Below are 24,551 nucleotides of genomic sequence, written 5' to 3' on the forward strand. Positions count from 1 at the left end.
TTGCAGAGACTATGCCTTCATGTTTCGAAGTCAATAGTCGATGTCGTATGACTTGAACCTCATCATGAGATGGCTTGTTTTCAGAGGTTGAACTCAGCTGGCGAGCACAGGGTGGATACGGGGCTCAGCGCAGCCGCTGGCTGATCACCTTCGACACGCCGTCGCCCTGCATGGACACGCCGTACAGCGCGTCGGCGACCTCCATCGTGCGCTTCTGGTGCGTGATCACGATCAGCTGCGAGGACTCCTGGAGCTCCTGCATGATCCGGATGAGCCGCTGCAGGTTGGTGTCGTCGAGCGCGGCCTCGACCTCGTCCATCACGTAGAACGGGCTGGGCCGGGCCTTGAAGATGGAGACGAGCAGCGCCACGGCGGTCAGCGAGCGCTCGCCGCCGGAGAGCAGCGAGAGCCGCTTGACCTTCTTGCCCGGCGGGCGGGCCTCGACGTCGACGCCGGTGGTGAGCATGTTCTCCGGGTCGGTGAGCACGAGCCGGCCCTCGCCGCCCGGGAAGAGCCGCGAGAACACGCCCTCGAACTCGCGGGCGGTGTCCCGGTACGCCTCGGTGAAGACCTGCTCGACCCGCAGGTCGACCTCCTTCACGACCTGAAGGAGGTCCGCGCGGGTCTTCTTCAGGTCGCCGAGCTGCTCGGAGAGGAACTTGTGGCGCTCCTCCAGGGCGGCGAACTCCTCCAGGGCGAGCGGATTCACCTTGCCGAGCTGCTGGTACGCCCGTTCGGCCGCCTTGAGCCGCTTCTCCTGCTCCGCGCGGACGAAGGGGCGCGGCTGGTTGCGCGGGTCCTCCGGGTCCTCGGGCAGCTGCTCCTCGCCCTCGGCGGGCGGCGACGGCGGTACGGGCTGGTGCGGGCCGTACTCGTCGACCAGTACGGCGGGCTCCACGCCCAGCTCCTCCAGGGCGCGGGCCTCCAGCTGCTCGATCCGCAGCCGCTTCTCGGCGCCGAGGACCTCGCCGCGGTGCACCGAGTCGGTGAGCTTGTCCAGCGCCGCCTTGAGCTCCCGGCCGTGGGCACGGGCCGCGGTCAGGTCCTGCTCGCGGGCCGCCTTCGCGGCGTCGGCGAGGGCGCGCTCCCGCTCGGCGCGGACCAGGGACACCTCGGCGTGCGCGAGGAGCTGGCGGGCGCCGGACGCGACGGCGGCGGCGACCTCGGCCTCGTGGCGCAGCCGGGCGCGGCGCTGTTCGGCGCGGGCGCGGGCCTCGCGTTCGGCGCGGGCGGCGCGGTCGAGGGAGTCGGCGCGGCCGGCCAGGCCCTTGACGCGCTCCTCGTGGGTACGGACCTGGAGGCGAGCCTCCATCTCGGTCTGGCGCGCGTTGGAGCCGTCGATCGCGAGCCGGTCGCGGACGGAGCTGTCGGGCTCCTCGTCGGCCGGCGTCTCCTCGGCGACGAGCAGCCGCTCGGTCAGCTCCTCGGCCTCCACGAGCGCCTTCTCCAGGGCCTCCTCGGCGCGCGCGGCGGCGGCGGCCGTCCGCTCGGCCTCGCCCGCCGCGCCCCTGGCCTGTCCGGCGAGCCGGCCGAGCTGCTGGGCCACCGCCGACTTCTCCCGCTCGGCCGCCCGTCGCTCCTCCGCCAACTCCTCGACGAGCCGGGCGGCTTCCCGCCGCCGCTCCCCCGCAGCCTCCCGCGCGGCGAGGAGTTCGGCGCACCGCACGTCGAGTTCGGCCAGCTCGGCCGCCGCCTCGTCCACCGACGCCTGCACTTCGAGGAGGCTGGGCACGCCTGCGGACCCGCCCTGCGCGAAGTGCGCCCCGAGCAGGTCCCCTTCGGCGGTGACGGCGGTCAACGAGGGGTGCGCGCGCACGACTTCGACGGCCCGGTCGAGCGAGTCGACGACGACGACATCGCGCAGCAAGCGCCGTACGGAGCCGCTGAGTTCGGCGGGACCGGTGACGAGGGAGGCGGCGGGCAGCGCGCCCCCGACATCAGGGGACCGCTCCTCCTCGTGGTCGTCGGCGCCCGCCAGCAGCAGCGACGCCCGGCCCGCGTCCTGTTTGCGGAGCAGGCGCAGGGCCTCGGCCGCGGCGCTCGGGTCCGTCATGGCGAGCGCGTCGGCGGCGGCGCCGAGGGCGGCCGCGAGGGGGGTCTCGTAGCCCGGGGTGACGTGGAGGAGTTCGGCGGCGGGGCCGAGGAGGCCGGTGAGGCCGGCGGCGAGGAGGGTGCCGGTGCCGTCCTTGCGGCGCAGGCCGAGGGCGAGGGCGTCGTGGCGGGCGCGGGTGGCCGCGCGGGCGCGGTCGGCGTCGGCGGCGGACTCGCGGGCGGCGGCGAGCGCGGCCTCCGCGTCGGCGAGTGCGCGGCGGGCGCCCTCGTACCGCTCCCCCAGTTCCGTGTCGTCCGCGTCCAGGCCGTCGACCTCGGCCTTCAGCTGCTCGTACTCCTCCTGCGCGGCGGCCGCCCGCTCCCGCGCCTCGTCGCGCGCGGCGGCGAGCCGGTCGATCTCGGCCTGGGCGGACGCGGCGCGCGAGCGGGCCGCGTTGACCTGCCCGTGGAGGCGGGCCAGGCCCTCGCGGCGGTCGGCGATGGCCCGGGCGGCGTCCTTGAGGCGGCGCTCCTCGACGGCGAGGGCGCGCTCCAGTTCGGCGCGGTGGGCGACGGTGTCGTCGAGCGCGCGCTCGGCGGCCTCCAGGGCGGCGGCCAGCTCGGCCTCCTGCTCGCGGACGCGGGCGGCCTCGCGTTCCATGCTTTCAGGGTCCCTGAATCCCGGGCCCCGCCGCTCCTCCGCGGGCTGTGCGGTGGCGCTCTTGACGCGCGCGTCGGCGAGCGAGACGGTGCCGCGCACCCGCTCGGCCAGCTGCGACAGCTCGTACCAGGTCTGCTGGGCCCGCTGGAGCCGCGGCACGAGGCGCCGCACCTCGTCCTCCAGGCCGGCCTCCCTGGCGAGCGCCGCCTTCAGTTCGGCCTCGGTCGCCTCCTTGCGGGCGAGCAGCGCGGCCTCGTCGGCGATCTCCGCGTCGAGCGCCTTCCGGAGGCGTACGAGGTCGTCGGAGAGCAGCCGCAGCCGCGCGTCGCGCAGGTCGGCCTGGATGACGGCGGCGCGGCGGGCGACGGCGGCCTGCCGGCCGAGCGGCTTGAGCTGGCGGCGCAGTTCGTCCGCGAGGTCCTGGACGCGGGCGAGGTTGGCCTGCATCGCGTCGAGCTTCCGCAGCGCCTTCTCCTTGCGCTTGCGGTGCTTGAGGACTCCGGCGGCCTCCTCGATGAAGGCGCGGCGGCCCATCGGGTCGGCGTGCAGGACGGAGTCGAGCTGGCCCTGGCCGACGATGACGTGCATCTCGCGGCCGATGCCGGAGTCGGAGAGCAGGTCCTGGATGTCGAGCAGCCGGCAGGTGTCGCCGTTGATCTGGTACTCGCTGCTGCCACCGCGGAACATGATCCGCGTGATGGTGACCTCGGCGTAGTCGATGGGCAGCGCGCCGTCGGAGTTGTCGATGGTCAGCGAGACCTCGGCGCGGCCGAGCGGGGGCCGCCCGGTCGTGCCGGCGAAGATGACGTCCTCCATCTTGCCGCCGCGCAGCGACTTGGCGCCCTGTTCGCCCATGACCCAGGACAGCGCGTCCACGACGTTGGACTTGCCCGAGCCGTTGGGCCCGACGACGCAGGTGATTCCCGGTTCGAACCGCAGGGTGGTGGCGGAGGCGAACGACTTGAAACCGCGGAGCGTCAGGGCCTTGAGATGCACGCCTGCGGACTCTACCCGGGGTCCCGGGTTTCACCCATGAACGCGCTGGGCACACCCTCCCCCAAGGAACCCACGGCGCGTGGGACACGGGGGGCACGGGAGGGGAACCCAGGAGCGGCACCGGACGGGCACGGCCGGCGCAAGGAAGAGGCGCAAGAAGGGGCGCAAGAAAGAAGGGACGCCTGGGCGTCCCTTGCATATCTAGCTGTGCTAGCGAGAGTGTTTCTCACCCGGCCCCGGCACGGGGCGTCAGGTGAGCGCAGGCTCCGCCTTGGGAACGTCGAGGTCGATGCTGTCGAGCAGCGACTCGCCATGCTGTGCGGCGGCAGCGTTGAGCGCGTCGTTCTCGGACTGGATCCGAACCAGCTCGGACTCGAGGTCCTGGACGCGCTGCTGAAGCCGTCGCATCTCGGCGAGGAGTCGCGGGTCGGAGCCGCCGACGTAACCGAGAAGCGCCTTTGCCATGATGGATGGTCCTCCACACTGAGTGACCGACCGAAGCGGTGTGGGTCGTGAGGGATTCGCACCCGCGGTGCCCGACCTTGCTCTTTGTCGTGCCGGTTCCCACGGTCGAACAACTGAGGTGCGCGGGGGCTTCCAGAGTCTCACCAAAAAGTTTGACGGTCAACACGATCACGCCCTGCATCAAGGGGCCACCGGGGGTTCGCGGCCGTTCAGAACACGGCGGCGCCTCGCAACTCGGTGCCCGAGGGGGCGTGGAGATCATCCTTGCTCGTCGAGCCTCACAAGGCAAGTGCTTCTCGGCAACGACCAGGCATTCTTCGTCGCCGGGAGCGCTCCCCGAACGCCCGCCCGAGGGTCGTGCGGACCCTCGGGCGGACCGCCGGGAACAAGATCGTCAGAGCGTGCTCAGCGGATCTCGAAGGTGTCGTAGATGCCGCGCGGGGTGGCCCAGATCTCAGTCACGCCGTCGACGCGTCCGGGCGTGTCGCCCTCGCGGAGCCAGTCGAGCAGACGGTGGCAATTCTCACGCGACCCCTCGGCCACGACCTGGACCCGCCCGTCGTCGAGGTTCAGCGCGAAGCCGGTGAGCCCGCCGATCTCCAGCGCGTTTGCCCTGGTGAACCAGCGGAAGCCCACTCCCTGTACCCGGCCGCGCACCCAGGCGGTCATCCGTACGTCCTCATCCATGGCTGCACGCTAGCGGTCGGATTACGGAAGGAGCACGTCAGCCCCTCGTGTCATGGCGTACAGTCCCGACGGAACGGGGCTCACCCGGTTGGCCGAGCCCCGGCGACCTCATCCACAGAAGCAAAGATCAGCAAAGGTCAGGGAGGCAGAGCAGATGGGACGGCATCGCGGCGCACGACGCGGCGCACCCGTACGCACCGGGCTGCTCGGTGTCTCCACGGCGGTCGCGGTCGGCGCGATAGCCGTCGCCTCGGGCCTGCTGCCCGGCGGCGAGACCTTCACCCTCGGCGGTACGAGTGCGAACGAGCAGAAGATCGAGGCCGCCCAGCAGCCGCCGAGCCTGAACACCCAGGGCGGCTCCTCGGCGACCCCCGAGACCCCCGCCGTGCACGTCGCCCCGCCGGCCGGCAAGGCCAGGGCCGCGTCGCCCTCGAAGGCTCCGGCGCCGAAGCCCTCCGCCTCGAAGGTGACGGCGACCCCGAGCCCCGCGCCCAGGACGCCCAAGGCGCCGAAGGCTTCGAAGCCTTCGAAGGCCCCGGCGCCGAAGCCGACGCGGACGGTCCGCCCCACCGAGGCCCCCAAGGCTCCCGTCCCCGCGCCGACCGCCACCGTCCGCTCGCTGAGCGCCCGCGAGGCGGCCGCCGAGGCCGAGGTCGTCCGCCTGGTGAACGTCGAGCGCGCCAAGGTCGGCTGCCCCGTCGTCCGCTCGGACGCCGACCTCGCCGCCCTCGCCGGCGCCTTCAGCGCCGACATGGCCGCCCGCAACTTCTTCGACCACACCGACCCCGACGGCGCCACCCCGTGGACCCGCGCGACGAAGGCCGGCATCACCGGCCTCGGCGCCGAGAACATCGCCCTCGGCCAGGTCGACGCCGCCGCCGTGATGCGGTCGTGGATGGCCAGCGACGGACACCGCGCGAACATCCTGAACTGCGACTACACGGCGATCGGCGTGGGCGTGCACTTCGGCGCCGGCGGCCCGTGGTGGACGCAGGACTTCGCCTACTGAGCACCCGCAAGCGCCGAGGCCCGAGCCCGTAGGCCCTGAGCCCCTGAGCCCCTGAGCCCGAGCCCGTACGTGAGAGGGCCCCGTCACCACACCGGTGACGGGGCCCTCTCGCACAGTCCGACGCATCCCTGGGGTCAGGCGGCGGCCTTGCCCAGCGCGAAGGTGCGGGCGGTCTCGGCGACGCGGCGGCCGAGGTGCTCGGCGGTGGCCACGTCGGCCTTGTGGACGGCCTCCGGGCCGAGGTCGCTCGGGGTCTGGGCGGCGGCGCCGGAGAAGAAGCCGAGGCGGTTGATGTCGTTCTCGGAGGCGGTGCTGCTGTTCCAGCCGGGCTTCAGGCCGAGGTTGACCCAGGTCATGCCGTGCTGGCCGGCAAGGGTCTGGAAGAACTGCAGGGTGTGCAGCTTGTCGCCGCTCTTCGAGGCGGAGTTGGTGAAGCCGGCCGCGAGCTTGTCCAGCCAGGCGTCGGTGAACCAGCGCTTGGAGGTGGCCTCGGCGAACTGGTGGAAGGCGCCGGACGCGGTGCCCATGTAGGTCGGCGAGCCGAAGACGATCGCGTCGGAGGCGTCCAGGAGCTCCCACTCGGCGTCGGTGATCTCGTCGACCTTGATCAGGTGGACGGTGGCACCGGCGTCGGCGGCGCCGTCGCGGACGGCCTCGGCGATGACGGCGGTGTGGCCGTAGCCGGAGTGGTAGGCGATGGAGACGACGGGCGTGGTCACAGAGGACTCCTCGGGCGGCTGGAACAGCTCGGAGGAGGTGCAGGGGAACACCTCCCGGGGACACCAGAAGTAGAGCACTAACTTTTCGAAAGCGCAAACCCCTGGTGAGCGCATGCGTGGAAGTAAGCGCTGTACGGGAGTACGGTGGAGGGCATGACCGACGCCGACGACCTCGCCTATGACGTGTTCGCGCGCGCCTGTCCCTCGCGCGGCACGCTGGAGCACGTGACGGGCCGCTGGGGCAGCCTGACCCTGGGCGCGCTGCACGACGGCACGTTCCGTTTCAACGAGCTGCGGCGCCGGGTCGACGGCGTGAGCGAGAAGATGCTGTCGCAGACCCTGCACGCCCTGGAGCGCGACGGACTCGTCCACCGCGAGGCGCAGCCGACGAACCCGCCGCGGGTCGACTACCGGCTCACCCCGCTCGGCCGCGAGGTCGCCGAGCGGCTGCTCGGCCTCATCCACCTCGTGGAGGGCCGGATGGACCAGGTGCTGGCCGCGCGCGAGCGTTACGACGCGGAGCGCGCCGAAGCCACGGGCGCCGCCGAAGCCCCGGGCGCCGCGGAAGCCGCAGCCGTCACGCCGTGACGCGGGGCGGGCGCTGGCAGCGCGGGCAGAAGTAGCTGGACCGGTTCATCCACGGGCGCCGGCGTATCGGCGTACCGCAGCGGCGGCAGGGCTCGCCCTCCCGCCCGTAGGCGTCCAGCGACCGGTCGAAGTAGCCCGACTCGCCGTTCACGTTCACGTACAGCGCGTCGAAGCTGGTGCCGCCGGCCGCGAGGGCCGCGTTCATCACGTCCCGGACGTGGCCGAGCAGCTCCGCCGAGCGCGGCCGGGTCAGGCTCGCGGTCGGGCGCTCGTAGTGCAGCTTGGCGCGCCACAGCGCCTCGTCCGCGTAGATGTTGCCGACGCCGCTGATCAGGGACTGGTCGAGCAGCGCCCGCTTGATCGTCGTGCGCCGCAGCCGCAGCGCCCGCTGGAAGGCGGCGTCGTCGAAGGCCGGGTCGAGCGGGTCGCGGGCGATGTGCGCGATGACGTCCGGGAGCCCGTCCGTGCTGTCCGGTGCGGTGTCGTGCAGCGAGAGTCCGCCGAAGGTGCGCTGGTCGACGAAGCGCAGCTCGGTGCCGGCCCGGCCCGCGGCGGAGTCGCTGTCGGATGCGGTGAAGCGGATCCGGATGCGCAGGTGCTTCTCGTCGGCCGCGTCCTCGGGCTGGACGAGCAGCTGGCCGCTCATGCCCAGGTGCCCGAGCACCGACGCCTCGCCGCCGGCGAGCGGCAGCCACAGGTACTTGCCGCGCCGCCGCGCGACCCCGAAGGTCTGTCCCTTCAGCCGGGCCGCGAAGTCCGTCCCGCCTTCGAGGTGGCGCCGCACGGCCCGCGGGTGGAGGACCTCCACCTCGGCGATGGTCCGCCCGGCGACCCAGCGCTCAAGACCGCGTCGGACGACCTCGACCTCGGGCAACTCGGGCACGGGACTCCTCCGGACGGGCTCAGGACGGGTACTGCCGGAAGCCTACAACCGCCCACCGACACCCCGGACAGCACGATGCCCCCGTCCCGCGCGGGGACAGGGGCATGGTGCGAGGAAGCGCAGGTCAGGCCGAAGCCTGGTCCTTCACGGAAGAGGCGTCGGCGGCCTCTCCCGCGGTCGCGGCCCGGGCCGCCGCCGCGCGCTCGTCCGCGGCCGCGCGAATCGCACGCCACGCGGACTCCGCCGCCTGCTGTTCCGCTTCCTTCTTGCTGCGGCCGGTGCCGGTGCCGTACGAGACACCACCGACGCGGGCAGCAGCAGTGAAGACCTTCTCGTGGTCCGGGCCCTCCTCGCTGACGAGGTACTCCGGAACGCCGAGACCCTCGGCCGCGGTCAGCTCCTGGAGACTGGTCTTCCAGTCCAGGCCGGCGCCGAGGTTGGAGGACTTCTCGATCAGCGGGTCGAAGAGCCGGTGCACCAGCTCGGACGCCGCGTCGAGGCCCTTGTCGAGATAGACCGCGCCGATCACCGCTTCGAGCGTGTCGGCGAGGATGGAGGCCTTGTCCCGGCCGCCCGTGCCTTCCTCGCCCCGGCCGAGCCGGATGAAGGAGCCCAGGTCGAGGCCGCGGCCCACCTCCGCCAGCGCCCGCGAATTGACCACCGCGGCCCGAAGCTTGGCCAGCTGGCCTTCGGGCAGGTCGGGGTGGGTGCGATAGAGCGTGTCCGTGACCACCAGGCCGAGCACCGAGTCCCCGAGGAACTCGAGCCGCTCGTTGGTGGGCAGACCGCCGTTCTCGTACGCGTACGAACGGTGGGTGAGCGCACGCACCAGAAGGGCGGACTCGAGCTGATACCCGAGCCGCCCTTCCAGAAGCGTGTGGGACGAGGCTGAGTTGACGTGGTCAGACATCGTGCCTCTCACCAGCCTCTCAGACCGAGAGGACCTGGCGCTTGTTGTAGGTGCCGCAGCTCGGGCACGCGATGTGCTGCTGCTTCGGCTCCTGGCAACGCTCGCACGAAACCAGGGGGGTGACCGCAGCCTTCCACTGCGACCGGCGGTGGCGCGTGTTGCTGCGCGACATCTTCCGCTTCGGAACAGCCACGGCTACTTCTCCTGCTCTTCGTCGACACCGGTTGCGGCGCCGCTCATGTTGTCCTTCTCATCGGTTCCCAGCGAACCGGTGAGTTCCTGCAATGCCGCCCAACGGATGTCGACGGCGTCGTGGTGGTGGTCCGGGTTCTCGTTCAGGTTGATTCCGCATTCGGAACACAGACCCTCACAGTCCTCCCGGCACACCGGCTGCATGGGCAGTGCGAGCACCACCGCATCGCGCAGCACGGGCTCGAGGTCGAACATGCCGTCCTCGAGGGGGATCATGTCCTCGTCGTCCTCGGCTTCGTCGTCCGCGGCCGCCTTCGAGCGGCCCCGGTCGTCGGAGTCGGGGTACGAGAACATCTCCTGGAAGTCCGCGTCGAGATCGAACTCGACGGGCTCCAGACACCTTACGCACTCCCCCTCGGCCGATGCACGGGCGGTGCCTGTGACAAGCACCCCTTCCATGACCGACTCGAGACGGAGCTCGATCTCCACCGGATCGCCCTCGGGAACCGCGACGACCCCGGCGATCCCCAGATCAGCGGGGGCGTCGACCGTGCGGGAGATCCGCTGCATGGCACCAGGACGCCGCCCCAGCTCGTGTGTGTCGAACACGAGGGGGTTGCGGTGGTCGAGGCGCGTGCTCAGGGCTCTTCCTGCTTTCGGATCGTTCACATACGTGAGGGGGCTGCCGGATACGGGCAGCACGGACCGCGGAGATACGCGCGACCGAACAGCCAGAATACTGGACGCTTCGCTCAGGGCCCAATCCGGGTCGGAACCCGGGTCGGAACCCGGGCCGGATCCGGGCCGGGATCCGGTCGGGACCGGTCAGTGGCCCTGCTCGTAGCGGCGCAGCTGCTCCAGATCGATCATGCTCGTGTCGAAGAAGCTGGTCTCGTCGAGCGAGGCGGCCTGCTGGTGCTGGACCGGCTGCTGGTGCTGGACCGGCTGCTGGTGCGGGACGGGCTGCTGCTCGTAGCCGTACTGCCCCTGGTAGGCATAGGGGTCGCCCTGGGGCTGCTGGTACGCGTAGGGGTCCTGCTGCTGGTACCCGTACGGGTCCTGGACCGGCTGCTCGTAGCCGTACGGGTCCGGCTGGGCCTGCTGCGCCGGGATCTGCACGGGCTGCACGGGCTGCGCCGCCGGTACGGGCTCGGGGTCGGCCAGCTCCGCGAGGCCGGCCAGGTAGTCGGCGTCGCTGGTGTGCAGCGGGGTGCCGGCCGCGTCCTGGGCGGCCATGTGCTCGCCGAGGGCGTCGCTGGCGATCCGGCCCTGGAGCTTCTGGCGGCCGCGGCCGACGGCCTCCAGGGTCTTGCTGAGGACGGCCTCGAAGGCACCCAGCTTGGCGTCCACGTAACCGTCGGCGCGCTGGATCAGGGTCTGCGGGTCCGCGCTGTACTCGGGGGCGTCCTCGTCCGCGTACCCCTCGGCGTCGAGGCCGGGGCCGCGGCCGAGCAGCTTCTCGCGGCCGCGGTCGACGGAGGCGATGGTCTTGTTGAGGACGACCTCGAAGTTGGCCAGCTTCGAGTCGACGTAGTCGTCGGCCTCGGCGCGGATCTCCTCGGCCTCCCGGCGGGCCTCGGCGAGGATCCGGTCGGCCTCGTCCTGGGACTGGCGGGCGACCTGGGAGTCGGAGACGATCGAGCCGCGCTCGGCGTGCGCGGCCTCGATGATCCGCTCGGCCTCCTGGCGGGCCTGCTCGACCATCTGCTCGCGCCCGCCGATCAGCTCCTGCGCCTGGGCGAGGGAGTCCGGCAGGGCCGCGCGGACCTCTTCGAGCAGGGCGAGCAGTTCGGCCCGGTTGAGCACGCAGGACGCCGACATCGGCATGGAGCGGGCGCTTCTGACCGTCGTGACGATCTCGTCGAGCTTCTTCTGCACGTCCACCGGGGCTCGCCACTCTCTACAGCTGGATGGAGACGGACGGGACGACTGTAAGGCCAGTCGGGCCCGTTCCGTGACCTGGTGACGGAGCGTCAGTGGCGGTGGCCGGGGGTCACCGCCGGGTCACTTCTGGCGCAGCCGCTCGGTGAGCCGGCCGAGGACCTGCGGCGGCACCAGGTGGGAGACGTCGCCGCCCCAGGCCGCGACCTCCTTGACCAGGGAGGACGACAGGAAGCTGTAGGTCGGGTTGGTGGGCACGAAGAGGGTCTCGACGCCCGAGAGCCCGTTGTTCATCTGGGCCATCTGGAGCTCGTAGTCGAAGTCGCTGACGGCGCGGAGTCCCTTGACGATGGCGGGGATGTCGCGCTGCTTGCAGAAGTCGACGAGCAGTCCGTGGAAGGACTCGACCTCGACGTTGCCGAAGTCGGCGGTGACCTCACGGATGAGCTCGATCCGCTCGTCGACCGTGAACAGGCCCTTCTTCGACTGGTTGATCATCACCGCGACATGCACGACGTCGTAGAGCTTGGACGCGCGGGCGATGATGTCGAGGTGTCCGTTGGTGATGGGGTCGAATGACCCCGGACAGACGGCGCGGCGCAACTTGGGTCCCTCGCTCTCCGGTCCGGTCATCGTGCGTCTTCGCACGTAGAGGCGGCGCGACCGTACCAAAACGTTCCCTCGCCGTAACGACGGGACCGCAGGGGTTCGAAGCCCTCGGGCCAGCCGAACTCCCCGCCTCGCGTGCTGCGCTCCACGGTGACGAGGGCATCCTCGCCGATCCAGCCCCCTGACCGCAGTGTGAGGAGGATCTCGCGAAGATCGTCGTCTGAGACGGCGTACGGGGGGTCGAGGAAGACCAGGTCGTACGGCTCGGCCGGGGCGGGACCGGCGGCGATCTGCTCGGCCTTGCCGGTGCGCAGTTCGGCGCCGGGCAGGCCGAGGGAGCGGATGTTCTCCCGGACGGTCTTCGACGCGCGCGGCTCGGCCTCGACGAGCAGGGCGTGCGCGGCGCCGCGGGACAGCGCCTCCAGGCCGACGGCGCCGGAGCCCGCGTACAGGTCGGCCACGCGGGCCCCCTCGACGCCGTGGAAGGCCTCCCAGGTGGAGAAGAGCCCCTCTCGCGCACGGTCGGAGGTGGGCCGGGTGCCGTTGCCGGGCGGCACGGCGAGTCGGCGTCCGCCGGCGGTGCCGGCGATCACGCGGGTCATGTGGGTTCCTCGTCTCCATAACCTGTTGCGTACGCAATAGCTTATGGCGATCCCGGACCGCTGGTGTCAGCCCTTCTCCAGGTACTCCTCGCGCTCCTTGTCGAGGAGCGCGTCCAGGGCGGTGCGCAGCTCCGGGTGGGCGGTGAGGTCCGGGTCGGCGAGGACGAGGGCGGTGGCCTCCTCGCGGGCGGCGGCGATGACCTCCTCGTCGTCGATGACGGCGAGCATCCGCAGGGACGAGCGGGCGCCGGACTGGGCCTGGCCGAGGACGTCGCCCTCGCGGCGCTGTTCCAGGTCGATGCGGGAGAGCTCGAAGCCGTCGAGGGTGGCGGCGACGGCGTTCAGGCGCTGGCGGGCCGGGCTGGCCTCGGGCATCTCGGTGACGAGCAGGCACAGTCCAGCGGCGGAGCCGCGGCCGACGCGGCCGCGCAGCTGGTGCAGCTGGGAGACGCCGAAGCGGTCGGCATCCATGATCACCATGGCGGTGGCGTTGGGCACGTTGACGCCGACCTCGATGACGGTCGTGGCGACCAGGACGTCCACCTCGCCGGCCGCGAAGCGGCGCATCACCTCGTCCTTGTCGTCCGGGTGCATCCGGCCGTGCAGCACCTCGACGCGCAGCCCGGCGAGCGGGCCGCGGCGCAGCTGCTCGGCGACCTCGACCACGGCGAGCGGCGGGCGCTTCTCGGCCTCGTCCTCCGGGCTGGGCTTCCGCTTGGCGCTCTGCTTCTGGTCCTCCTCGTCGCCGATGCGCGGACAGACCACGTACGCCTGGTGGCCGGCCTCCACCTCCTCGCGGACCCGCTCCCAGGCGCGGGCGAGGAAGTGCGGCTTGTCGGCGGCCGGCACGACATGGCTGGCGATCGGGGAGCGGCCGGCCGGGAGCTGGTCGAGGACGGAGGTCTCCAGGTCGCCGAAGACGGTCATGGCGACCGTACGGGGAATGGGTGTGGCCGTCATGACGAGCAGGTGCGGGGGTTGCTTGCCCTTGCCGCGCAGGGCGTCGCGCTGCTCGACGCCGAAGCGGTGCTGCTCGTCGACCACGACCAGGCCGAGGTCGTGGAACTGCACCTTGTCCTCGATCAGCGCGTGGGTGCCGATGACGACGCCGGCCTCGCCGGTCACCAGGTCGAGGAGCGCCTGCCGGCGCGCGGCCGTCCCCATGGACCCGGTCAGCAGCACCACCTTGGTGGCGTTCTCGGCGCCGCCGAGCATGCCGCCCTCGGCGAGCTCGCCCATCATCTCGGTGACGGACCGGTGGTGCTGCTGCGCGAGCACCTCGGTGGGCGCGAGCATCGCGGCCTGTCCTCCGGCGTCGACGACGGCGAGCATGGCGCGCAGCGCCACCAGCGTCTTGCCGGAGCCCACCTCGCCCTGGAGGAGGCGGTGCATGGGGTGTTCGGTGGCCAGGTCGTCGAAGATCTCCTTCGACACCTTCTGCTGGCCGTCGGTGAGGGTGAACGGCAGCTTCGCGTCGAAGGCGGTGAGCAGCCCGTCGGCGGCGGGGCGGCGGGCGACGGCGTGGAGCTGGGTGTCGGCGTGGCGGCGGCGGGCCAGGGCGACCTGGAGGACGAACGCCTCGTCCCACTTGAGGCGGTCGCGGGCGTCCGCGATGTCCGCCTTGGTGCGCGGGCGGTGGATCTTCATCAGCGCGTCCGGCAGGTCCGTGAGGCCACGGCCCTCGCGCAGCGCGGGCGGCAGCGGGTCGACGAGGCCCTGCCACGCGGTGGCCGCCATCGAGTCCAGGGCGATGCCGACGGACTGCTCGATGGTCCAGGACTCCAGCTGTTTGCAGGCCGGGTAGATCGGCAGCAGCTCGTTCGCGAAGGCGCGGACGGTCTCGGTGCTGCTCTCGGCGTCGAGCAGCTTGTACTCGGGGTGCGCGAGCTGGAGGCGCCGGTTGAACAGGCCGACCTTGCCGGCGAACATCGCGCGGCGGCCGGGCAGCAGCTCCTTCTGGTGGAAGTGCACGGTGCGGCCGAAGAAGACCAGCTGCATCCGGCCGCTGCCGTCGGTGATCGTCACCTCGAGGCGCTGCCCCTTGCCGCGGCCGCCCTTGTTGAACGTGTGCACGCGCGCGTCGGCGACCTGGGCGACGACCGTCACGTGCTCGTCCAGCGGCAGGTCGGCGAGCGCGGTGAGCTCGCCGCGCTCGGCGTACCGGCGCGGGTAGTGGTGCAGCAGGTCGCCGACCGTGTGCAGGTCCATGTGCTCGGCCATCACCTTGGCGGTGGCGGCGCCGAGCAGTTTCTTGAGGGGTTCGTCGAGCGCGGGCACGAACCCATTGCACACCACACCACTGACACCCGTCGCCCACCGGCGACGGGAAGTCCCCCGTCGCGGCGGCCTGACGCCCCTGCCCCCGTACTCCCCTACTCCACCCCGATCAGCAGGGGCGGCGCGCCCTCGCCCGCCTGGTACGTGGTGGTGTCGACGGCCAAGTAGGTGGCGCGGACGTGGCGTTCGAGGGTGGGGGCGAGGGCCGGCGGGGTGTCGGCGGCGGTGACGAGGGTGACGAGTTCGCCGCCGGCGGAGAGCATGCGGTCGAGGACGGTGCGGGCCGTGGTGGTGAGGTCCTGGCCGATGACGGCGACGTCGCCCTCGATGAGGCCGAGGACGTCGCCGGCCTGGCAGACGCCGGCGGAGGTGAAGGACTGGTGTTCGGCGACGGCGAGTTCGGCGTAGCGGGTGGCGCCGGCGGCGGCCGTCATGGCGACGACGTCCTCGTCGAAGCGGCGGTCGGGTTCGTGGACGGCGAGGGCGGCGATGCCCTGGACGGCGGCGCGGGTGGGGATGAGGGCGACGCGGATGCCTTCGGCACGGGCCTGTTCGGCGGCCTCGGCGGCGACGGTGCGCAGGTCCGTGTCGTTGGGGAGGAGGACGACCTCGTGGGCGTGGGCGCGGCGGATGGCGTCGGCGAGCTCCGCGCCGGTGGGGGGCTCGCCGGGGCGGGCGAGCAGGGTGGTGGCGCCCGCCTCGGCGCAGAGGCCGGCGAGGCCCTCGCCGGGGACGACGGCGACGATGGCGCGCCCGGCGCGCTCGGCCGGCTCGGCGTGCTCGGCGTGCTCGGCGTGCACGTCGAAGTGGGTGATGCGGATGCGGTACGGGCGTCCCGCCTCGACTCCGGCCTCCACGGCGGCGCCGGCGTCGTCGACGTGGACGTGCACGTTCCACAGCCCGTCGCCGCCGACCACGACCAGGGACTCGCCCAGCTCGTCGAGGCGGGCCCTCAGGCGGTCCACGGCGGCGTCCCGGGCCTCCAGGAGGTAGATCACCTCGTACGCGGGCCCGGCCCCGCCCTCGCAGGCGACGTCTTCCAGGACCGGGTGGCGCACGGGGCCGAGGGGGTGCTCGGGCGGCTCGCCCGTGAGCGTCTCCACGAGCGCCCCGAGCACCGCCACCAGGCCCCGTCCCCCGGCGTCCACGACGCCGGCGCGTTCGAGCGCGGCCAACTGCCCGGGGGTCGCGTCCAAGGCCGTCCGGGCCCCCTCGTAGGCCTTCCTGGCCACCGTCGCGAGCCCCCCGCCCGTCCCGCAGGCGTCGGCGGCGGCGCGGGCGACGGTGAGGACGGTGCCCTCGACGGGGTGGGCGACGGCGGCGCGGGCCGCGTCGGCGGCGCCGGCGAGGGCGCGGGCGAGGTGATCTCCGTCACCGCCGTCGGCGAGGACGGCGGCCATGCCGCGCAGCAGCTCGGAGAGGATCGTCCCGGAGTTGCCGCGGGCGCCGAGCAGCGCGCCGTGCGCCATGGCCCGTATGACCTCGGCCACTCCCGCACTCCCGGGGACCTCGTCGACCGCCCGGGCCGCCGACTCCACCGTCAGGTACAGGTTCGTACCGGTGTCCCCGTCCGCGACGGGATAGACGTTGATGGCGTCGATCTCCTCGCGCTCCCGGCCGAGCGCCGCCAGCGCCCCTGCGCACCAGGACCGGACGGCTTCGGCGTCGAGGATCTGCGGGGCTCGCGGCGTCGGGTGGGGCAACGCGTGGTCCTCCTGTGCTCTGCGCTGGGTTCACCGCAGCGTAGACCCGGGCTCACCAGGGGCCCGGGGCGGGGGCCGGGCGGAACATGGTAGTTTCGTTCCACCGAAGCGGACGTTGTATGCTGCTTCGGTTGCCCGGCACCGTCGGGCCATTCCCCGGCAAACCACTTCAGATCCTCGATCCGATCCGGTGCGCCGGATTCCTGTAAATCTGAAGTCTTTGGAGTGACCCGTGGCTGCCAACTGCGACGTCTGCGGCAAGGGGCCGGGCTTCGGCAACAACATTTCGCACTCGCACCGCCGTACGTCTCGTCGCTGGAACCCGAACATCCAGCGTGTGCGTGCCGTGGTCGGTCGGACGCCGAAGCGGCTCAACGTCTGCACCTCGTGCATCAAGGCCGGCAAGGTCTCGCGCTAATTGGTGCTCCCCCGCGTCAAGCGGGGACAGCCCCGCCGACGTTTCGTCGTAGCGCAGCCCCTGCGGTTGCCTTGAGAGGCCGGTTCACCTCGGTGAACCGGCCTTTTGCCATGCCCTGACTCAGTTGCGTGCCTGCCTGCCCTGGCGCGTGCGCCACGCGTGGTCGACCGGGCCGATGCCCGAGCCCAGCGCGAACCCCGCGGCGATCGCGCCCGTCACGTACGCCTTCGCCTCCCGTACCGCCTCCGGCACCGCAAGCCCCTTCGCGAGGCCCGACGCCACCGCCGAGGCGAGCGTGCAGCCCGTCCCGTGCGTGTGCCGGTTGTCGTGGCGCGGGGCCCGGAACCAGTGCTCCTCGGTGCCGTCCGTCAGGAAGTCCACCGCTTCCTCACCCGAGGCGTCGAGGTGGCCGCCCTTGATCAGCGCCCAGCGCGGCCCGTACGCGAGGATCGCGTCGGCCGCCCGCCGCATGCCGTCCTCGTCCTCGACCACGACGCCCGTGAGCTGCGCCACCTCGTCCAGGTTGGGCGTCGCCACGGTGGCGGCCGGGAGCAGCTTCGTACGGACGGAGCCGAGCGCGGAGGCGGCGAGCAGCGGGTCGCCGTGCTTGGAGACGCCGACCGGGTCGACGACGACGGGGGCCGCGACGGTGGAGAGCAGTTCGGCCACCGTCTCCACCAGCGCGGCGGACGCCAGCATGCCGGTCTTGACGGCCTGGACGCCGATGTCGTCGGCGACGGCCCGGAACTGGGCCCGTACGGCCTCCTCGGGCAGCTCCCAGGCGCCCTGGACGCCCCGCGAGTTCTGCGCGGTCACGGCCGTGATCACGCTCATGCCGTGGACGCCGAGCGCCAGCATCGTCTTGAGGTCGGCCTGGATGCCCGCGCCGCCGCCGGAGTCGGATCCGGCGACGGTCAGGACGAGAGGAGGCCGGGTGCTCACTCCGTACCGCCGAAGTGGTCCCAGCCGCCCTTGCTGTGCCAGGGCGCGCCGTCCACCGTCACCTGCGGCAGCGCGGACGGGTTGAGGACCTCGCCGATGACCTTCCAGCGGGCCGGCAGCTTCACGTCCGGCGGGAAGGTGGCGACGATCGCGTGGTCCTCTCCCCCGGTGAGCACCCACTGGAGCGGGTCGACGCCGACGGCCTGGCCGATGTCGTGCATCTGGGTCGGGATGTCGATGAGGCCGGAGCGCAGGTCGATGCGGACCTTGCTGGCCTCGGCGATGTGCCCGAGGTCGGCGATCAGGCCGTCGCTGACGTCGCACATGGCGGTGGCGCCGAGGCCGGCGGCGGCCGGGCCCGCGTGGTACGGCGGCTCGGGGCGGCGGTGGGCCTCGACGAAGGCGCGCGGGGAGCGGAAGCCGCGGGAGAGCACCGCGTATCCGGCGGCGGACCAGCCGAGCCAGCCGGTGTAGGCGACGACGTCGCCGGGCTGGGCGCCGCCTCGGGTGACCGGGTCGTGGTTGCGGAGGTCGCCGAGGGCGGTGATGGAGACCATGATCGTGTCGCCGCGGACGACGTCGCCGCCGACGACCGCGGCGCCCGCGACCTGACATTCGTCGCGCAGTCCGTCCATGAGTTCCGTCGGCCAGGTGACCGGGAGTTCGGCGGGGACGACAAGCCCGAGCAGCAGCGCGGTCGGGACGGCGCCCATGGCGGCGATGTCGGCGAGGTTCTGCGCCGCGGCCTTGCGGCCGACGTCGTACGCCGTCGACCAGTCGCGGCGGAAGTGACGTCCTTCGAGCAGGATGTCCGTGCTGGCCACCACCCGCCGGTCGGGGGCGGAGACCACGGCGGCGTCGTCGCCGGGGCCGATCCGCACCGCGGGGGTGGAGGTGAGCCGGGAGGTGAGCTCCCTGATGAGCCCGAACTCGCCCAGCTCTCCGACTGTGCCCTTCACCGCGTGTCACCTCGTGTCGTCGTGCCGGCCGCCGCGCCGCTCCGCCGCTCCTCGCCGTGCGGGTCGCGGGCCGTCACCGTGCCGGATACCGTCAAGTTAACCGTCAAGCCGACCGTCAACTTCTCATCTGCCTGCGCCACACCGCGGGCGCCTCCGGGCCCGGAGGTCTCCCCGCGGCCCGCGGCGACGCGGTACCGTGGCGTCTCTTTCTCCCACAAGATCCTCGTGGCCGCCCTGGAGGTTCCGTGGTACAGGCGTACATCCTTATTCAGACCGAGGTGGGCAAGGCGTCGACCGTCGCCGAGACCATCGCCAAGATCACTGGAGTCATCCAGGCCGAGGACGTGACGGGTCCCTACGACGTGATCGTCCGCGCCGAGGCCGACACCGTGGACGCGCTCGGCCGCATGGTCGTCGCCAAGGTCCAGCAAGTGGAAGGCATCACGCGCACCCTCACCTGCCCGGTCGTGCATATCTAGCCCCCGTCTACCCTTGGCCGGTGATGTCTTCCCACCGGCCTTTCGGCCTGTCCGTCTCCGCCGCCGCGGGCGGCGTGCTCCTGCTCGCCGTCACGGGCTGTTCCTCCGCGGACGCGAAGGCGTCGGTGGCGGTTCCCGGTCCTCCGGCGGCCGAGGCCGCCTTCTGCCGTGCGCTCGCGAAGGAGTTGCCCGACACCGTGGCGGGTCTGGAGCGGACCGGCACCGAGCCGGAGTCCGAGCTGACCGCCGCGTGGGGAGATGCGGCGATCGTACTGCGCTGCGGGGTCCCCCGGCCCGAAAAGATGAACGATCCGCAGGCGCAGGGGATCGACGCGAACGGCGTGAACTGGCTGTTCGAGCCGCGCGCGGGCGACGGACCCCGCTTCACCACGACGTACCGGAAGACGTACGTCGAGGTGACGCTCGACAAGCGGTACGCGCACGATGTCGGCCCGCTCGTGGATCTCGCCGCCCCCGTGAAGAAGGCCGTCCCGCCCAGCCTCTGAGCGGGAGGGCCCAGTCTCCGAGCGGGAGGGGCTGCCTAGCGCAGGCCGGTGGAGCGGTTCAGCGCGGCCTGGATGAGCCGGTCGACGAGCTCCGGGTAGCTGACGCCGCTCTCCTGCCACATGCGCGGGTACATGGAGATGGGCGTGAAGCCGGGCATGGTGTTGATCTCGTTGATGACGAAGCCGCCGTCCTCGGTGAGGAAGAAGTCGGCGCGCACCAGGCCCTCGCAGGAGACCGACTCGTAGGCGAGGACGGCGAGGCGCTGGATCTCGGCGGTGGCCTCGTCGCCGATCGGCGCGGGCACCAGGCCCGAGGCCGAGTCGATGTACTTCGCCTCGAAGTCGTAGAAGTCGTGGTCGGTGACCGGCGGGATCTCGGCCGGCACGCTGGCGCGCGGGCCGTCCTCGAACTCCAGGACGCCGCACTCGATCTCGCGGCCGCGGACCAGCGCCTCGACGATGATCTTCGGGTCGAAGCGGCGGGCCTCCTCGACGGCCTCGTCCAGGCCGGAGAGGTCGTCGACCTTGGTGATGCCGACGGAGGAGCCGCCACGGGCCGGCTTCACGAAGAGCGGCCAGCCGTGGTCGGCGGCGAACTCCACGATCTTCTTGCGGGCCGCGGCCGGGTTCTGCTCCCACTCGCGCGGCCGGATCACCTCGTACGGGCCGACGGGCAGGCCGAAGGAGACGAAGACGCGCTTCATGTACTCCTTGTCCTGGCCGACGGCGGAGGCGAGGACGCCCGCGCCGACGTACGGGATGCCGGAGAGCTCCAGGAGGCCCTGGAGGGTGCCGTCCTCGCCGTACGGGCCGTGCAGCATCGGGAAGACCACGTCGACCTCGCCGAGGGCCTGCGGCAGCGCGCCGGGCTCGTTGAGGACGACCTCGCGGCTCGCGGGGTCGACGGGCAGCACCACGCCGCCGGTCTCGGACTCGGCGAGCTGGGCGACGTCCGGCAGGACGCGGTCGGCGATCGCCATCCGCTCGGGGGCGTCGGCGGTCAGCGCCCAGCGCCCCTCCCGGGTGATGCCGATGGGCAGCACGTCGTACTTGTCCCGGTCGATGGCGCGCAGGACGGCACCGGCGGTGACGACGGAGATGGCGTGCTCGGAGCTGCGTCCGCCGAAGACGACGGCCACGCGCGGCTTGCGGGGGCTCTGGGTGTTCTCGCTCATATCGCGATGAGCGTACCCTGCGACGTCCGAACTCCTGAGCGCCCCGCTCGTACGGCGCGCGTTCGGCTCAGTGCGTCGCCCGTCGCCGGCTCGCCCTCGTCCTCAGCGCCGCTCGGCCTTGGCGCTGCGCGACATCAGCTCCTTGAGCGCGACGATCGGCGGCTTGCCCTCGTGGACGATGGACACCACCGTCTCGGTGATGGGCATGTCGACGCCGTGCCGGCGGGCCAGATCGAGCACGGACTCGCAGGACTTGACGCCCTCGGCGGTCTGCTTGGTGGCGGCGATGGTCTCCTGGAGGGTCATCCCGCGGCCCAGGTTGGTGCCGAAGGTGTGGTTCCGGGAGAGCGGCGAGGAGCAGGTGGCGACGAGGTCGCCGAGGCCGGCCAGGCCGGCGAAGGTGAGCGGGTCGGCGCCCATGGCGAGGCCGAGCCGGGTGGTCTCGGCGAGGCCGCGGGTGATGAGCGTGGCCTTGGAGTTGTCGCCGAGGCCCATGCCGTCGGCGATGCCGACGGCGAGCCCGATGACGTTCTTGACGGCTCCGCCGAGTTCGCAGCCGACGACGTCGGTGTTGGTGTACGGGCGGAAGTACGGGGTCATGCAGGCGGTCTGGAGCCGCTGGGCGACCGTCTCGTCGGCGCAGGCGACGACGGCGGCGGCGGGCTGCCGGGCGGCGATCTCACGGGCGAGGTTGGGGCCGGTGAGCACCGCCACGCGCTCGGCCGGCACGTCCGCGACCTCGCGGATGACCTCGCTCATCCGCTTGGCGGTGCCGAGTTCGATGCCCTTCATCAGGGAGACGAGGACGGTGCCGGGGGCCAGCTTAGGCGCCCAGTCGGCGAGGTTCTCGCGCAGCGTCTGGGAGGGCACGACGAGGACGGTGAAGTCGGCGTCGCGGGCGGCCTCGGCGGCGTCGGCGGTGGCCGTGATGCCCTTGGGGAGTTCGACCCCGGGCAGGTAGTCGGGGTTGACCCCGGTGCTGTTGATCGTCTCCGCGAGGGCGGCCCGGCGGCCCCAGAGGCTGACCTCGCAGCCCGCGTCGGCGAGCACCATGGCGAAGGCGGTGCCCCAGGATCCGTTGCCGAAGACGGCTGCCTTGGTCACTTCTTGCCTTCCTCAGCGGCCTTCGCGGCCTTGCGGCGCTGCTCCTGGCGGGCCTTCTTGTGGTCGTACGGCTCGGCCGGGGCCTTCTCGCCGCGGACCTCCTCCAGGATCCGGGTGATCGCCGCCATGATCTCCTCGGTGGCCGCGCGCAGCACGTCGGGCGTGGGCTCGAGGTCGTAGAAGCGGGAGAGGTCGACGGGCGGACCGGCCTGCACGATCAGGGTCTTGCGCGGCCAGAGGCTGAGCTTGTTCTCCTTGGCGTACGGCGGCATCGCGAGGTTGGCGCCCCACTGGGCGACCGGGATGACGGGCGCCTTGGTGAGCAGCGCGACCCGGGCGGCGCCGGTCTTGCCGGCCATGGGCCACATCTCGGGGTCGCGGGTGAGGGTGCCCTCGGGGTAGAAGGCGACGCACTCGCCGCGCTCGATGGCGTCGACGGCGGACCGGAAGGCGTCCAGCGCGTTGGTGGTCTCGCGGTAGACCGGGATCTGACCGGTGTTGCGCAGCATCGTTCCCACGAAGCCGCCCTTGAAGAGCCCCGCCTTGGCCAGGAAGCGGGGCACGCGGCCGGTGTTGTACTGGTAGTGCGCGTAGGACAGCGGGTCCAGGTACGAGTTGTGGTTCACCGCGGTGATGAAGCCGCCGTCGGCCGGGATGTGCTCCGTTCCGCGCCAGTCCCGCTTGAACAGCACCACCAGCGGGGGTTTGGCGATGACCGCCGCCAGGCGGTACCAGAAGCCGATTCTGCGGCGGGACACTCGGACACCTTTCTCCGGACTCTTTCGCGGGGGGGGTCAAGTGTCGCCCCCCGCTCCTGGGCTGTCGAGGACACCGTACGCCCCGGGGCCCGGCCGGTTCGCGCGGGCGGGACGGAACTCCCGGGGCGCGGGCGGGCGGAAACCGGGCGGTGGGTGGGAGAAGAGAGGCCGGTGGGCGGGGGGAAACCGGGTGGCGGGTGGGGAAAAGGGGCCGGCGGACCGGGCGGAGGCGGGAAGAATGGGGCCCGATGAAGAGCTACGCCGACGAGAGCGCGGACGACGGCTGGTCGCTGGTCGTGCCCCTGAAGCCGCTGGCACGGGCGAAGAGCCGGCTCGGCCCCGCGGTGGGCGGCCCGCTGCGCCGCCGCCTGGCGCTGGCGTTCGCCGAGGACACGGTGGCGGCGGTGCTCGCCTGCCCCGCGGTACGGGATGTGGCGGTCGTCACGGACGATCCGGCCGCGGCCGGGGCGCTCGCGGCGCTCGGCGCGCGGATCGTGCCGGACCTGCCGGGCGCGGGGCTCAACGGGGCTCTCGCGCATGGAGCCCGTACGGTGCGGGCGGGGCGGCCGGGGGCCCGGGTGGCGGCGCTGAACGCGGACCTTCCGGCGCTGCGGCCGGCCGAGCTCGCGCGGGTCCTGGCGGTGGCGGGGCAATTTCCGCGGGCATTTCTCGCGGATGCCGCCGAAATAGGTACGACATTCCTCTCGGCCGGTCCGGACACGGAATTGGAACCGGCTTTCGGAGGGGCTTCCCGGCGTCGGCATTTGTCGTCGGGAGCGGTGGAAATCCGGCTGGCGGGGGTGGATTCCGTACGCCGGGACGTGGACACCGGAGAGGATCTGGCGGCGGCCCTGGCGCTCGGCGTGGGGCCGCGGACGGCGGCCCGCTGGGTGCGCGCGGCCGGGTAGCGGCCGGGCCGGATAGGCTGCCGTGCATGCAGGCGACCGCGTACACGTACGATCCCGAGACCCACAGCGGCAGTGTGCTGCTGGACGACGGCACCCCGGTCGATTTCGGGGGCGAGGCCTTCGTGGCGGGCGGGCTTCGGCTGCTGCGGCCGGGGCAGCGGGTGCGGATCGAGACGGAGGGCGAGGGTGCGGCCCTGCGGATCACGCTGGTGACGCTGCAGACGTTCTAGCGGCGCTCGTACGACCGCACACGCGACCGCACACGCGACCGCTCGCACGGCCCGTCCACGCGCCTGCTCGTACAGCGCCGATACGGCCGAAAATCCCCTTGTACGCGCCGCGGGCCGGGCTCCCCGACAGGGAGCCCGGCCCGGCGTATGAGCACGCGCCGCCTTACTTCTTCGCGGCGGTGGTCTTCTTCGCGGTGGTCTTGCGCGCCGTCGTCTTCTTGGCGGGCGCCTTCTTCGCGGTGGCCTTCTTCGCCGGCGCGGTCTTCTTGGCGGTGGTCTTCTTCGCCGCGGCGGGCGTGGCCTTCTTGGCCGCGGCGGCGGTGGTCTTCTTCGCCGTCGTGGTCTTCTTCGCGGCGGCCGTGGTCTTCTTCGCGGCAGCCGTGGTCTTCTTGGCCGCGGCGGCGGTGGTCTTCTTCGCCGGGGTGGCCTTCTTCGCCGGGGTCGCCTTCTTCGCGGCGGCCTTCTTGGCGGTGGTGGCCTTCTTGGCCGCGGCCTTCTTCACGGTGGCAGACGCGGCGCCACCACCCATGAGGCTGCCCTTCGGGGCCTTCTTGACGGAGACCTCGCCTCCCTTGGGGAGCTTCTTCGAGCCGCTGACCAGGTCCTTGAAGCCCTGACCCGCACGGAAGCGCGGAACGGAGGTCTTCTTGACCCGCACGCGCTCACCCGTCTGCGGGTTGCGGGCGTAACGGGCGGGGCGGTCGACCTTCTCGAACGACCCGAAGCCGGTGACCGAGACCCGGTCGCCGGAGACCACGGCGCGCACGATGGCGTCGAGCACGTGGTCGACGGCTTCGGCGGCCTGCTGGCGGCCGCCCAACTTGTCGGCAATCGCTTCTACGAGCTGCGCCTTGTTCAC

26 protein-coding genes are annotated in these 24,551 nt (G+C 72.3%); 7 read left to right on the forward strand and 19 right to left on the reverse strand.

The genetic code is table 11. The features are described from left to right. Nucleotides 1-124 precede the first annotated feature (124 nt). From smc to ACIRSU_RS13710, 3 genes are all read right to left on the reverse strand, one after another. On the reverse strand, nt 125-3,688 hold the full coding sequence (smc, locus tag ACIRSU_RS13700; protein ID WP_403791714.1) for a chromosome segregation protein SMC: 3,564 nt from the start codon (nt 3,686-3,688) through the stop codon (nt 125-127). Nucleotides 3,689-3,937: 249 nt separating this feature from the next. Then, nucleotides 3,938-4,153, reverse strand: coding sequence for a hypothetical protein (locus tag ACIRSU_RS13705; RefSeq protein WP_352190317.1), 216 nt, complete (start codon nt 4,151-4,153; stop codon nt 3,938-3,940). 405 nt (nt 4,154-4,558) lie between these two features. Further along, entirely contained in the window at nt 4,559-4,840 is a 282-nt protein-coding gene (locus ACIRSU_RS13710) for an acylphosphatase (protein WP_403791716.1), read from the reverse strand. 154 nt (nt 4,841-4,994) lie between these two features. On the opposite strand from ACIRSU_RS13710, the gene ACIRSU_RS13715 reads away from it, so the two are divergent. Beyond that, nucleotides 4,995-5,849 (forward strand): CAP domain-containing protein, encoded by an 855-nt coding sequence (locus ACIRSU_RS13715; RefSeq protein ID WP_403791717.1) that lies wholly within the window; start codon nt 4,995-4,997, stop codon nt 5,847-5,849. Between the two features lie 134 nt (nt 5,850-5,983). On the opposite strand, the gene ACIRSU_RS13720 is transcribed toward ACIRSU_RS13715, so the two are convergent. Next, nucleotides 5,984-6,568 (reverse strand): flavodoxin family protein, encoded by a 585-nt coding sequence (locus ACIRSU_RS13720; protein ID WP_403791719.1) that lies wholly within the window; start codon nt 6,566-6,568, stop codon nt 5,984-5,986. A gap of 153 nt (nt 6,569-6,721) precedes the next feature. Between ACIRSU_RS13720 and ACIRSU_RS13725 the strand changes: the two genes are divergently transcribed. Further along, nucleotides 6,722-7,156, forward strand: coding sequence for a winged helix-turn-helix transcriptional regulator (locus ACIRSU_RS13725; protein ID WP_403791720.1), 435 nt, complete (start codon nt 6,722-6,724; stop codon nt 7,154-7,156). Here ACIRSU_RS13725 and mutM read toward each other — a convergent pair. The 9 genes from mutM to ACIRSU_RS13770 all read right to left on the reverse strand — a co-directional run bounded on the left by mutM (nt 7,146) and on the right by ACIRSU_RS13770 (nt 16,213). Continuing rightward, on the reverse strand, nt 7,146-8,039 hold the full coding sequence (gene mutM / locus ACIRSU_RS13730) for a bifunctional DNA-formamidopyrimidine glycosylase/DNA-(apurinic or apyrimidinic site) lyase (protein WP_403791722.1): 894 nt from the start codon (nt 8,037-8,039) through the stop codon (nt 7,146-7,148). The genes ACIRSU_RS13725 and mutM overlap by 11 nt on opposite strands. A gap of 124 nt (nt 8,040-8,163) precedes the next feature. Continuing rightward, the gene (gene rnc / locus ACIRSU_RS13735; protein ID WP_403791723.1) at nt 8,164-8,949 is read right to left on the reverse strand and encodes a ribonuclease III; all 786 of its coding nucleotides are present in this window, start codon (nt 8,947-8,949) and stop codon (nt 8,164-8,166) included. Nucleotides 8,950-8,968: 19 nt separating this feature from the next. Then, entirely contained in the window at nt 8,969-9,142 is a 174-nt protein-coding gene (gene rpmF / locus ACIRSU_RS13740) for a 50S ribosomal protein L32 (protein ID WP_030195083.1), read from the reverse strand. A gap of 2 nt (nt 9,143-9,144) precedes the next feature. Then, nucleotides 9,145-9,843 carry a YceD family protein gene (locus ACIRSU_RS13745; protein WP_403791725.1) on the reverse strand — a complete coding sequence of 233 codons (699 nt, stop codon included), beginning with the start codon at nt 9,841-9,843 and terminating at the stop codon, nt 9,145-9,147. A gap of 123 nt (nt 9,844-9,966) precedes the next feature. Continuing rightward, on the reverse strand, nt 9,967-11,025 hold the full coding sequence (locus ACIRSU_RS13750; protein WP_403791726.1) for an ATP synthase F0 subunit B: 1,059 nt from the start codon (nt 11,023-11,025) through the stop codon (nt 9,967-9,969). 120 nt (nt 11,026-11,145) lie between these two features. Beyond that, nucleotides 11,146-11,625, reverse strand: coding sequence for a pantetheine-phosphate adenylyltransferase (coaD, locus tag ACIRSU_RS13755; protein WP_403792543.1), 480 nt, complete (start codon nt 11,623-11,625; stop codon nt 11,146-11,148). 26 nt (nt 11,626-11,651) lie between these two features. Next, the gene (rsmD, locus tag ACIRSU_RS13760) at nt 11,652-12,278 is read right to left on the reverse strand and encodes a 16S rRNA (guanine(966)-N(2))-methyltransferase RsmD (RefSeq protein WP_403792545.1); all 627 of its coding nucleotides are present in this window, start codon (nt 12,276-12,278) and stop codon (nt 11,652-11,654) included. A 21-nt stretch (nt 12,279-12,299) separates the two neighbouring features. Beyond that, nucleotides 12,300-14,453 (reverse strand): ATP-dependent DNA helicase RecG, encoded by a 2,154-nt coding sequence (gene recG / locus ACIRSU_RS13765; protein ID WP_403792547.1) that lies wholly within the window; start codon nt 14,451-14,453, stop codon nt 12,300-12,302. A gap of 152 nt (nt 14,454-14,605) precedes the next feature. Further along, on the reverse strand, nt 14,606-16,213 hold the full coding sequence (locus tag ACIRSU_RS13770; protein WP_403791727.1) for a DAK2 domain-containing protein: 1,608 nt from the start codon (nt 16,211-16,213) through the stop codon (nt 14,606-14,608). A gap of 232 nt (nt 16,214-16,445) precedes the next feature. Here ACIRSU_RS13770 and rpmB point away from each other — a divergent pair, with 232 nt between their 5' ends. Continuing rightward, nucleotides 16,446-16,631, forward strand: a complete 186-nt coding sequence (gene rpmB / locus ACIRSU_RS13775; protein WP_003957616.1) for a 50S ribosomal protein L28 — start codon at nt 16,446-16,448, stop codon at nt 16,629-16,631. Between the two features lie 120 nt (nt 16,632-16,751). Here the strand turns inward: rpmB and thiD are convergent, their stop codons facing one another. Further along, on the reverse strand, nt 16,752-17,573 hold the full coding sequence (gene thiD, locus ACIRSU_RS13780; RefSeq protein ID WP_403791728.1) for a bifunctional hydroxymethylpyrimidine kinase/phosphomethylpyrimidine kinase: 822 nt from the start codon (nt 17,571-17,573) through the stop codon (nt 16,752-16,754). Continuing rightward, on the reverse strand, nt 17,570-18,532 hold the full coding sequence (locus tag ACIRSU_RS13785; RefSeq protein ID WP_389208922.1) for a thiamine-phosphate kinase: 963 nt from the start codon (nt 18,530-18,532) through the stop codon (nt 17,570-17,572). Before ACIRSU_RS13785 ends, thiD begins: the two co-directional genes overlap by 4 nt. A 245-nt stretch (nt 18,533-18,777) precedes the next feature. Between ACIRSU_RS13785 and ACIRSU_RS13790 the strand changes: the two genes are divergently transcribed. Together ACIRSU_RS13790 and ACIRSU_RS13795 are read left to right on the forward strand one after the other, a co-directional pair. Continuing rightward, nucleotides 18,778-19,011, forward strand: coding sequence for an Lrp/AsnC ligand binding domain-containing protein (locus ACIRSU_RS13790; protein WP_389208920.1), 234 nt, complete (start codon nt 18,778-18,780; stop codon nt 19,009-19,011). Between the two features lie 23 nt (nt 19,012-19,034). Further along, a complete protein-coding gene (locus tag ACIRSU_RS13795; RefSeq protein WP_403792549.1) occupies nt 19,035-19,517 on the forward strand; it encodes a DUF3515 domain-containing protein in 483 nt (160 codons plus the stop codon). 35 nt (nt 19,518-19,552) lie between these two features. Here ACIRSU_RS13795 and ACIRSU_RS13800 read toward each other — a convergent pair whose 3' ends face one another. The 3 genes from ACIRSU_RS13800 to ACIRSU_RS13810 all read right to left on the reverse strand — a co-directional run bounded on the left by ACIRSU_RS13800 (nt 19,553) and on the right by ACIRSU_RS13810 (nt 22,554). Then, nucleotides 19,553-20,692: a D-alanine--D-alanine ligase family protein gene (locus ACIRSU_RS13800; protein WP_403791729.1), complete on the reverse strand. Its 1,140-nt coding sequence runs from the start codon at nt 20,690-20,692 to the stop codon at nt 19,553-19,555. A 102-nt stretch (nt 20,693-20,794) separates the two neighbouring features. Then, complete coding sequence (locus ACIRSU_RS13805) at nt 20,795-21,796, reverse strand: NAD(P)H-dependent glycerol-3-phosphate dehydrogenase (protein WP_403791730.1); 1,002 nt, start codon at nt 21,794-21,796, stop codon at nt 20,795-20,797. Then, nucleotides 21,793-22,554, reverse strand: coding sequence for a lysophospholipid acyltransferase family protein (locus ACIRSU_RS13810; protein WP_403791731.1), 762 nt, complete (start codon nt 22,552-22,554; stop codon nt 21,793-21,795). The genes ACIRSU_RS13805 and ACIRSU_RS13810 overlap by 4 nt, the downstream gene beginning before the upstream one ends. Nucleotides 22,555-22,802: 248 nt before the next feature. Here ACIRSU_RS13810 and cofC point away from each other — a divergent pair, with 248 nt between their 5' ends. Together cofC and ACIRSU_RS13820 are read left to right on the forward strand one after the other, a co-directional pair. Continuing rightward, a complete protein-coding gene (cofC, locus tag ACIRSU_RS13815; RefSeq protein ID WP_403791732.1) occupies nt 22,803-23,462 on the forward strand; it encodes a 2-phospho-L-lactate guanylyltransferase in 660 nt (219 codons plus the stop codon). A gap of 26 nt (nt 23,463-23,488) precedes the next feature. Beyond that, complete coding sequence (locus ACIRSU_RS13820; RefSeq protein ID WP_403791733.1) at nt 23,489-23,692, forward strand: hypothetical protein; 204 nt, start codon at nt 23,489-23,491, stop codon at nt 23,690-23,692. 163 nt (nt 23,693-23,855) lie between these two features. Here the strand turns inward: ACIRSU_RS13820 and ACIRSU_RS13825 are convergent, their stop codons facing one another. Next, nucleotides 23,856-24,551: an HU family DNA-binding protein gene (locus tag ACIRSU_RS13825; RefSeq protein ID WP_403791734.1), complete on the reverse strand. Its 696-nt coding sequence runs from the start codon at nt 24,549-24,551 to the stop codon at nt 23,856-23,858.

The sequence above is a fragment of the Streptomyces sp. NPDC101160 genome (assembly GCF_044768205.1).
Lineage (GTDB): Bacteria > Actinomycetota > Actinomycetes > Streptomycetales > Streptomycetaceae > Streptomyces.